Origin of the sequence: Marinactinospora rubrisoli (genome assembly GCF_042664915.1) — a bacterium.
Taxonomy (GTDB): domain Bacteria; phylum Actinomycetota; class Actinomycetes; order Streptosporangiales; family Streptosporangiaceae; genus Marinitenerispora; species Marinitenerispora rubrisoli.
Window position 1 is genome coordinate 492,557 of sequence record NZ_JBHTBH010000003.1, and the last position, 9,151, is coordinate 501,707.

At 73.1% G+C, this 9,151-nt stretch carries 8 protein-coding genes and 1 pseudogene; 6 read left to right on the forward strand and 3 right to left on the reverse strand.

The window, feature by feature from the left end; genetic code table 11:
* Positions 1-32: 32 nt before the first annotated feature.
* Complete coding sequence (locus tag ACFQRF_RS08980) at positions 33-260, forward strand: hypothetical protein (RefSeq protein ID WP_379870389.1); 228 nt, start codon at positions 33-35, stop codon at positions 258-260.
* Here the strand turns inward: ACFQRF_RS08980 and ACFQRF_RS08985 are convergent.
* Both ACFQRF_RS08985 and ACFQRF_RS08990 read right to left on the reverse strand, forming a co-directional pair.
* Positions 247-1,482, reverse strand: coding sequence for an MFS transporter (locus tag ACFQRF_RS08985; RefSeq protein ID WP_379870391.1), 1,236 nt, complete (start codon positions 1,480-1,482; stop codon positions 247-249). The genes ACFQRF_RS08980 and ACFQRF_RS08985 overlap by 14 nt on opposite strands.
* Positions 1,479-2,060, reverse strand: a complete 582-nt coding sequence (locus ACFQRF_RS08990; RefSeq protein WP_379870393.1) for a transcriptional regulator — start codon at positions 2,058-2,060, stop codon at positions 1,479-1,481. Before ACFQRF_RS08990 ends, ACFQRF_RS08985 begins: the two co-directional genes overlap by 4 nt.
* 140 nt (positions 2,061-2,200) lie before the next feature.
* On the opposite strand from ACFQRF_RS08990, the gene ACFQRF_RS08995 reads away from it, so the two are divergent.
* Both ACFQRF_RS08995 and ACFQRF_RS09000 read left to right on the forward strand, forming a co-directional pair.
* On the forward strand, positions 2,201-4,471 hold the full coding sequence (locus tag ACFQRF_RS08995) for an ATP-binding cassette domain-containing protein (RefSeq protein WP_379870395.1): 2,271 nt from the start codon (positions 2,201-2,203) through the stop codon (positions 4,469-4,471).
* 39 nt (positions 4,472-4,510) lie between these two features.
* Positions 4,511-4,830 (forward strand): annotated as a pseudogene (locus ACFQRF_RS09000) (IS110 family transposase); the annotation flags it as partial.
* A gap of 1,096 nt (positions 4,831-5,926) precedes the next feature.
* Here the strand turns inward: ACFQRF_RS09000 and ACFQRF_RS09005 are convergent.
* Positions 5,927-7,012 carry a suppressor of fused domain protein gene (locus ACFQRF_RS09005; RefSeq protein ID WP_379870397.1) on the reverse strand — a complete coding sequence of 362 codons (1,086 nt, stop codon included), beginning with the start codon at positions 7,010-7,012 and terminating at the stop codon, positions 5,927-5,929.
* 171 nt (positions 7,013-7,183) lie between these two features.
* Between ACFQRF_RS09005 and rlmN the strand changes: the two genes are divergently transcribed.
* The 3 genes from rlmN to ACFQRF_RS09020 all read left to right on the forward strand — a co-directional run.
* Entirely contained in the window at positions 7,184-8,281 is a 1,098-nt protein-coding gene (gene rlmN / locus ACFQRF_RS09010) for a dual-specificity RNA methyltransferase RlmN (RefSeq protein ID WP_379870399.1), read from the forward strand.
* Positions 8,282-8,315: 34 nt separating this feature from the next.
* Positions 8,316-8,789 (forward strand): VTT domain-containing protein, encoded by a 474-nt coding sequence (locus ACFQRF_RS09015; protein WP_379870400.1) that lies wholly within the window; start codon positions 8,316-8,318, stop codon positions 8,787-8,789.
* An 18-nt stretch (positions 8,790-8,807) separates the two neighbouring features.
* The coding region (locus tag ACFQRF_RS09020; protein ID WP_379870402.1) for a hypothetical protein at positions 8,808-9,151 on the forward strand (344 nt) is incomplete at its 3' end.

Sequence of the window (9,151 nt, forward strand, 5' to 3'; positions counted from 1 at the left end):
GGCGACTTCGGACGCTCGACGGCTCACGCACGGTGCTTCCGGTCGCGTTCGCCCTCTCGCTTTCCTACGCCGCCGACGCGGAAAGGGCCTTCGGCCGTCGGCGTCGGCGACTCCGGACGCTCGACGGCTCACGCACGGTGCTTCCGGTCGCGTTCGCCCTCTCGCTTTCCTTCGCCGCCGACGCGGAAAGGGCCTTCGGCCGTCGGCGTCGGCGACTCCGGACGCTCGACGGCTCACGCTTCGTGATCAATCCAGTGTGAGGGTGCGCACGCTTCTGCTGCCCAGTGCCGCGGCCGTGGCGAGCAGCACCAGTGCGGCAGCGCCGAGCAGTGTCGCCTCGGTGCCGACCAGCGCGGCGAGCGGCCCTATGCACGCCTCGCCGACCGGCAGTGCCATGAACGACCCGAGCGCGTCGTAGGAGTACACCCGGGCGAGCTTCTCGGGCGGGACGTGTCGCTGGACGGACAGCTCCCATGCGATCCCGAACTGTTCCACCGCCACCCCGGTCAGGAACATCGCCACGAACAGCAGCGCCGCGTTCGGTGCGACCGCCATCATGGTGAGCGGCAGCGCGAACGCTCCCGACAGCGCCACACCGAAGCACAGCGCGCGCCGCGGCTGCCAGCGCGCGGCGAGCACGCCGCCGACCAGCGCGCCCAGCGTCTCCGCCGCCAGTACCAGTCCCCAGAGGGTGCGGCCGAACGTCTCGTCGGCGATGGCCGGGCCGAGGATCCGGGTGCCGCCGTTGACCATGGCGTTGAGGACCATGAACTGGGTGACCACGATCCACACCCACGGCCGGGAGACGAATTCGGTCCACCCTTCACGCAGTTCCCGCAGCACGTTGCCGGCCGTCGCGGCCGGTGCCGGCGCCCGCGGCAGTCGGACGAGTGCGAAGCAGCCGCCCGCCGCCGCGAAGGCGACGGCGTCGACCACGATCGCCCAGCCCGGACCGACCAGCCCCACGAGAAGCCCGCCCAGCGACATGCCGGCGACCCTGCCGAGCTGCAGGCCCATCCGCGCTAGGGCGTTGGCCGGCCGGAGCAGGTCCGCCGGCACGGTCTGCGGGGTGAGGGCGAGGGCCGCCGGGATGTTGGCCGCGGCGGCGGCCCCGTTGACCAGACTGAGCGCCATCAGCAGTGGCAGCGAGGCGGCGTCCAGCAGGACGGCCGCGGCGATCCCGCCCTGTGAGGCCGCGGCCACCGCGCACGCGCCGAGCAGCAGCAGCGGCCGGGGCAGCCGGTCGGCGAGGACACCGCCGAGCAGCAGCAGCGACACGTTGGCCAGGGATCGGGTGGCGAGCACCAGGCCGAGGTGGATGACCGAACCGGTGACGTCGAGGACCGCGAAGCCCAGGGCCGCGGTGGCCAGCCCGTTGCCGAAGTACATCAGCGTGCGCCCGCCGAGCAGGGCGCGGAAGGCGGCGTGCCGTAACGGAGCGGTCAGGGGGAGCCGGTCCGGCGTCCGCGGTCTTGAGGTCACCGGGAGGTTCCCACCGCACCGCCGGCCGTGCCTCCGTGCGCCGCACCAGGCCACAGCCCGAACAGCGGCGGCCTCGCGTTGACCGGAACCGTCACCAGCGTGCGAAGCGCACGGACGGCGGCGTGCGGGTCGGCGCCCGTCCGGTGCGCGCGCTCCGGCACGTCGCGCCACTCCTCGGGGCCGATCCGCACTTCGGCGTCGGTGAGCGCACCGGGCGGGTCCGGCCTGCGGTGGGCGGAGCGCCGACGCGATTCCTCGGCCAGGGCCGTGACGAGAAGCTTGTGGCCCTCGGGGGCGCTGCCGCCGGGAGCGGCGGTGCCCGGCCCGGTGCCGGGGTCGTGCCGGTACCGGTGGATCGGCTCGTCGTGGACCGGCACCTCCTCGACCACGTCGAGGAGGCCGGCGGCGGGCGGCCGGTGGAGATGGTGGCCGCCGTCGGCCCGGCTCTCACCGCGCTCCCGTGCGGCTTCGGCCGCGCTCAGCGCGGTGCCGGTGTACAGGGAGCGGAGCCGTGGCCGTGGCGGGGAGGCGAGGACGCGCACACCGCGCAGGTCCGCCCCGGACCGGGCGTGCTTCATGGCGGCCAGCATCGCAACGCGCATATCGACCGTCAAAGGATTATTCGGCGGCCGTGGACGCCAGAGCGCTCGCGTGATCCGGGCCGCGTCCGGACACCACCTGACGTGAACTGGCAGGTATCCGCACTACCGTCCGCCGCATGCTTTCCGACCACATCCGGGTCGTCGGCGCCCGCGAGCACAACCTGGCCGACATCAGCGTCGACATCCCCAAGCACCGGCTGACCGTCGTCACCGGCGTGTCCGGGTCCGGCAAGTCCTCCCTCGTCTTCGACACCGTCGCGGCGGAGGCGCGGCGCCAGCTCAATGAGACGTTCACCTCGTTCGTGCGGAACCGGCTGCCGCGATACGGACAGCCCGACGTGGACGCCATCGAGAACCTGCCCGCCGCCATCGTGGTGGACCAGCAGCGGATCGGCGGCAATGTGCGCTCCACCGTCGGCACCGTCACCGAGATCTACTCGCTGATGCGGCTGCTGTGGTCGCGCGCCGGCCGGCCGTTCATCGGTTACTCCAACGCGTTCTCGTTCAACGACCCGCAGGGCATGTGCCGCGAGTGCACCGGCCTGGGGAGGGTCCGGACGGTGGACGTCGACCGGCTCGTGGACCTCGACCGGTCGCTGAACGAGGGCGCGATCCGGTTCCCCAGCTTCCAGGTGGGCGGGTGGGTGTGGCGCACCTTCGCCGGGTCCGGGCTGTTCGACAACGACAAGCCGCTGCGCGCGTACACCCCGGAGGAGTGGCGGCTCTTCCTGCACGGCGACGGCGACGTCACGGTGGACCTGCCCAGCCGGGGCGGCGCGGTGCCGGCCCGCTTCGAGGGGCTGGTGACCCGCATGGAGCGGGTGTGGCTGCCCAAGGACCCCGACTCGCTGAAGGGGCGGACCCGGGAGGCGTTCGAGCGGGTGGTCGTCCAGCGCGAGTGCCCGGAATGCCGCGGCACCCGGCTCTCGGCGGCGGCGCTGTCCTGCCGGGTCAACGGACACGGCATCGCCGAGTGCGCGGCCATGGAGGCCGCCGACCTCGTCGAGGTGATCCGCGCGGTCGACGACCCGGGCAGCGCCACCGTGGTGACGGCTCTGGTCGCCCAGCTGGAGCGACTGTGCGCCATCGGGCTCGGTTACCTCACCATGGACCGGCCCACCTCGACGCTGTCCGGCGGCGAGTCGCAGCGGGTGAAGATGGTGCGCCACCTGGGCAGCAGCCTCACCGACATGCTCTACGTGTTCGACGAGCCCAGCGTCGGCCTGCACCCGCACGACGTCACCCAGCTGACGGAGCTGCTGTGCGCCCTGCGCGACCGTGGCAACACGGTGCTGGTCGTCGAACACGACCCGGACGTGATCGCGGCGGCCGACCATGTCATCGACATCGGCCCCGGTCCCGGCCGGGAGGGCGGCCGGGTCGGCTACCAGGGGCCGGTCGCCGGACTCGCGGCTGCCGGGACGCCCACCGGCCGGTTCTTCGGCCACCGGCCCGCGCCACGGGCCGTCACCCGGACCCCCACCGGCGCGATCGAGATCCGCGGCGCCACCCGCCACAACCTGCGCGGGGTGGACGTGGACATCCCCACCGGAGTGCTCACGGCGGTCACCGGCGTCGCCGGCTCCGGAAAGAGCACTCTCGTCCGCGGCTTCCTGCCGGAGACGCGTCCGGACGTCGTGGTCGTCGACCAGAGCGCGATCCACGCCTCGCGGCGGTCCAGCCCCGCCACCTACACCGGGATCCTCGACCACATCCGCGCGCTGTTCGCCGCCGCGACCGGGGCCGATGCCTCCCTGTTCACCGCCAACGGCGAAGGCGGCTGCCCCGGATGCGCCGGTCTCGGGGTCGTCTACACCGACCTCGCCTTCATGGACGCCATGGTCAGCACCTGTGAGCAGTGCCACGGGCGCCGGTTCACCGACGAGGCGCTGCGGCACCGGCTGCGCGGTCGCACCATTGCGGACGTTCTCGGCCTCAGCGTCGGCGACGCGATCGAAGTGTTCCCCGAGCCACGCGTCGCGGACGTGCTGCGCCGGCTCGCGGACGTGGGACTGGGGTACGTGACTCTCGGCCAGCCGCTCAGCACGCTGTCCGGCGGCGAGCGCCAGCGGCTGAAGCTGGCCGACGAACTCGACAGACCCGGTGGGGTGTACGTGTTCGACGAGCCCACCACGGGTCTGAGCATGTCGGACACCGCGACCCTCGTCGGCCTGCTGGACCGGCTGGTCGACAACGGCGGCACCGTGGTGGTCATCGAGCACAACGTGGACGTGGTCAACCAGGCGGACTGGGTGATCGACCTCGGTCCGGGCGCCGGCCGCAACGGCGGCCGCGTGGTCTTCCAGGGCACGCCGGCCGACCTGGCGCGGTGCGGCGACTCGGTCACCGGCCGGTACCTGCGCTCCTCGCCCCCGGTGCCGGCCTAGACGTTCTGTGCTGACGGGGAAGGTGCGGGGAAGGGCTGCGGACATGGTGCGGCGGCGCCGGGGAACCGGATGACCCGGCCGGCAAGAAAGGCCCCGGCCACGACGTCTTCGGGGACCCCGATCCACGGCGAACACGCACCACGAGGCGGTAATCGGCAACGTGGACGGGCGATGTTCCCGTCCGCGTTCGCCGTCCTGCACGAATCCGCCTCCCGCGCGCCTACTGCTACCGGTGCCGGGCCCGAGGGAAGACGCACACGCAGGCTCCTATCCGCCTGGTCCGCCACCGCGTCAGCGTGCCGTTCGCGATGCCGCGCGACGGCGCCCGCTACCAAGCCGGAACCCCGCGCCTCGCTTGACGAAAGACACAGTGGCACTCCCCGTTCGACCGTGCACCGGGGCCCCGGCCCGTGCGGGCCGAAGCCGAGCCCGTGGCCGCCACCTCAACGTCGGGCCGTGCGCTCCCGGCTCGTGCCCGATCGTGTGCGAGACGGACGTCACCAAGCCCGGATCGCCAAGGCTCCGGACGGCCCGCGCCACGAGCCCATTCGCGCGGTGCGCGATGCCGAGCGCCGACCGGCCGGGCGGGCGCTCCCCGAGTGGCCGCGCCAGCGGATCGGAACGGTGAGGCGGCCCCTGAAGAACCGGCGCCGCCCGGAGCGGCATGCCGCCCGGTGCGCCGAGGGCCCGTGGACGCGTGCGTCTGCCAGTGGATCCGCGCGCCAATGCCGTGTCCACCGCAACCGGCCGGCCGAGCGCCCTGGCCGGACGGCAGATCGTTTGTGACCACTGAACAGAGCGCGCCACTCACCATCAACGAGCCGGTCGTGCCGTTCCGGCACGTTGGTCACACACGACACGTCCCGCTCAATATGTCCTTCTGATTCCGGACATCTCCACTGAGCACCAGCAGGTCCGCACCCCGCACCGTGACGTCCCTCTCACCCCGACCGGGCGCTCGCGACCCGCCCGCTGTGCCGTCGAGGACGGAGGAACCCGCCGCCAGGCCGCCGAACACGTCGACATCGCCCCCAAGACGGCCCGCGAACGCGCTCCCTGCCACCACCATGAGGGCCAGGCCGGCACGGACGATGGCCCCACCACCAACCCGCCCCCACATCCGCCAGAGTCGAGGCACGGATCGGACCCGCGCCAGGCGCACCGCGCGGGCCCCCAGCGCCTGGCCGTCCGCACCCAGGCGGCCGCCCCCACCTGCCCGCCTCAGAGCCCGTTCGTCGCTACGAGCGCGCCCGCCCCGGCGGACCGGTCCACATCGCGACATCCACAAGCCCGGCCGTATCCCGCACGGCGGCGGTCGCCGCACCCTCCGGGGCCGGGTGGCAGTGCGGCCCGACAAGGCCCAAGACGACACCGGCCGGGGTAGACCCACCCCACCCCGCGGTCGCCGGTCGTACACCCGCCGAACGTGTTCCCGGCCGCTTTCGAACACCACACCTAGCGCAGGATCCAGCTCCGTCCCTCGGCGGCGAGCTTGGCGATCAGGGTGGTGGCGTCGTGCTCCTTGGCGAACAGGTGCTCGGGCCGGGTGATGGGCACCACCCACAGCCAGTTCACCGGGTCCCCGTGGAAGGTCAGGCCGGAGGTGTCCGGCGGCGGCTGGTCGCCGGGGCCGATGAGCGGACCGGGGTCGGCGACCAGCAGGACCGCCGCATGGTCGCCCCGCACGGTGGCGTCTTCGTCGGTGCGTAGCCACTTGACGCTGTGCCCGGGGCCGAACCAGGTGACCGCCCGCCACGGGAAGGTCCCCAGCCAGCGCAGCACCCGTGCCGCCAGGTGTGCGGGCCGCGTGGTGGCCAGCGCGAGTTCGACCCGCGCGTAGGCGGAGGTGTCCGCCATGTAGCGGTCGAGGGTGGGCATCCGCTGCCCTGACATCCCGATGGTGCTGACCACCGTGTAGGGCCGCTCGGCGGTGGGCGGCCGCTCCGACACCCGGATCAGCGGGTCGTGGCCGTCGGAGACGTCCCAGTAGTGGCCGGGCGGGCCCACCGTCCGGCCCAGGTGGCCGAAGACCGTGCGTTGCACGCTGCGCCAGGCGTTCGGGGCGGCGCGCCACTCCCAGTACGCCTCGGCGTGCACGACCCGCGGCCACAATTGGGCGGAGACGTCGTCCAGTGCCCACGCGTACGGGCTGCGGCCGATCGCCTCGCGCGCGTATCCCGGCAGCCCGGCGTCGGCCTCCGCCCAGCCCGGGATGACGGCGAGCAGCCCGTCGTCGTCCAGCAGCGCGACCCCGTCGCCCTCCTCGAACCACACGACCCGCAGGCGATCGGCGTCCAGCGGAGAGCGGCCGAAGGGATGCTTGGTGTGCGGGGCCGGCATCAAGGGGGCGCGGTCACCGGCGGTCTCGTCCGGCTCGTCGTGGTCGGGCGCCACCTCGTGGTTGGCCAGCCAGACCGGGACCCGCACCTCGCCGCGCGGGTCGAGCAGGTAGGCGGCCGTGGTGCGGCCGTCGCACTCCACGACGACGCGGCGGCTGCGGTAGGGGCTGAGCTGGTCGAGGAGCACGCGCGGCCCGGTCACCGACTCCCCCTCCCGTCACTCGTCGTCGCGCGATCCCGTCCGAGCGGCGCATACTATGGACCCCGTGTGCCGGTGGCGCCGCACGCCCGCGACAGGCCGCAGGGCCCTAAACTACCGCGAAGCACCGGTGCGCCGCCGCCCCTCATCCGCCACCGCGATCGGGACCGAACCATGCCTGCCGAGCTCACCTTCGCCGCACCGCGGCGCGCCAAGCCGCCCCGGCACCTCGCCGACCTCAGCCCCGACGAGCGCCGTGCCGTGGTGACGGAGCTGGGCGAGAAGCCGTTCCGCGCGAAGCAGCTCGCCCAGCACTACTTCGGCCACCTGGAGTCGGACACGGCGAAGATGACCGACCTGCCGGCCGAAGCCCGGGAGCGGCTCGGTTCGGCGCTGCTGCCGCCGCTGCTCACGCCGGTGCGGCACATCACCTGCGACGACGGCATGACCCGCAAGACCCTGTGGCGCGCCTTCGACGGCGTGCTGTTCGAGTCGGTCCTCATGCGCTACCCCGACCGGGTCACGCTGTGCGTCTCCTCGCAGGCCGGGTGCGGCATGAACTGCCCGTTCTGCGCCACCGGACAGAACGGGCTGACCCGTAACCTGTCCACCGGCGAGATCGTCGACCAGGTGGTCGCGGTCGCCCGCGACCTCGCGCGCGGCGAGGTGGCCGGCGGTCCCGGCCGGATCAGCAACATCGTGTTCATGGGCATGGGAGAGCCGCTGGCGAATTACCGCCGCGTGCTCGACGCCGTGCGCCGTATCACCGACCCGGTCCCCGGCGGGCTCGGCATCTCCCAGCGTGGCGTGACCGTGTCCACGGTCGGACTGGTACCGGCCATCGACAAACTCATCGCCGAGCGGCTGCAGGTGCGCCTGGCCGTCTCACTGCACGCGCCCGATGACGAACTGCGCGACGAGCTGGTGCCGGTGAACACCCGGTGGAAGGTCGCCGAGGTGCTCGACGCGGCCTGGCGGTACGCCGGCACCACCGGCCGGCGGGTCTCCATCGAGTACGCGCTGATCCGCGACATCAACGACCAGGCATGGCGCGCCGACCTGCTCGGCGAACTGCTGGCCGGGCATCTCGTGCACGTCAACCTGATTCCGCTGAACCCCACCCCGGGCTCCAAGTGGACGGCGTCGCGGCCCGAGGACGAACGGGAGTTCGTCCGCCGACTGCGCGCGCACGGCGTCTCGGTGACGATCCGCGACACTCGCGGTCAGGAGATCGACGGCGCCTGCGGCCAGTTGGCCGCGGCCGAGCAGTAGCCCGGCCGGCGGCACTGGGAAGCGGGGCGGGGGAGTGGGGGAGACGGCGCTCGCCTTCGGGATCGCGCTGACCTCGGCGTTGCTGCCGTTCGTGAACATCGAGCTGTACCTGGTCGGTGCGGCCACGCTCCTGGGCGAGGGCGCCCTGCTGGCCATGGCGCTGGCGGCCGGCCTCGGCCAGACGCTCGGCAAGATCGTCTACTACTACCTGGGCCGCGGCGTTCTCGACTTGCCGTGGCTGCGCCGCAAGGCCGACCGTCCCAGCCGGTGGAGCGGCCGGATCGCCGCCCTGCGCGAGAAGGCGGAGCGCCGGCCGGTGTGGGCGGGCGGGCTCGTCGCGGTCAGCTCGTTCTCCAGCATCCCGCCGTTCATGCTCGTCTCCGTGCTGGCCGGGACGATCCGGATGCCGCTCGGCTGGTTCACCGGGATCACCATGGTGACCCGGACGGCACGGTTCGTGCTGCTGGTGTACGCCCCCGGACTGGCCGCGGGGCTGCTGCCGGCTTGACGGGGCGGCGGCTCGCCCTTGGTGCTCATGGTCGGGTTCGCCGTCTCGCTTTCCTTCGCCGCTGACGCGGGTGTGGCCTTCGGCGGTCGGCGTCGGCGACTCCGGACGCTCGGCGGCTCGCCCTTGGTGTTCATGGTCGGGTTCGCCGTCTCGCTTTCCTTCGCCGCTGACGCGGGTGTGGCCTTCGGCGGTCGGCGTCGGCGACTCCGGACGCTCGGCGGCTCGCCCTTGGTGTTCATGGTCGGGTTCGCCGTCTCGCTTTCCTTCGCCGCTGACGCGGGTGTGGCCTTCGGCGGTCGGCGTCGGCGACTCCGGACGCTCGGCGGCTCACCTTTCGTGCTTATGGTCGGGTTCGCCGTCTC

What these genes read in the sequence shown, in the direction of transcription:
- ACFQRF_RS08990 (WP_379870393.1), bottom strand. Translation starts at nt 2,060, where the DNA reads ATGAAGCACGCCCGGTCCGGGGCGGACCTGCGCGGTGTGCGCGTCCTC.
- ACFQRF_RS08995 (WP_379870395.1), top strand. Translation starts at nt 2,201, where the DNA reads ATGCTTTCCGACCACATCCGGGTCGTCGGCGCCCGCGAGCACAACCTG.
- rlmN (WP_379870399.1), top strand. Translation starts at nt 7,184, where the DNA reads ATGCCTGCCGAGCTCACCTTCGCCGCACCGCGGCGCGCCAAGCCGCCC.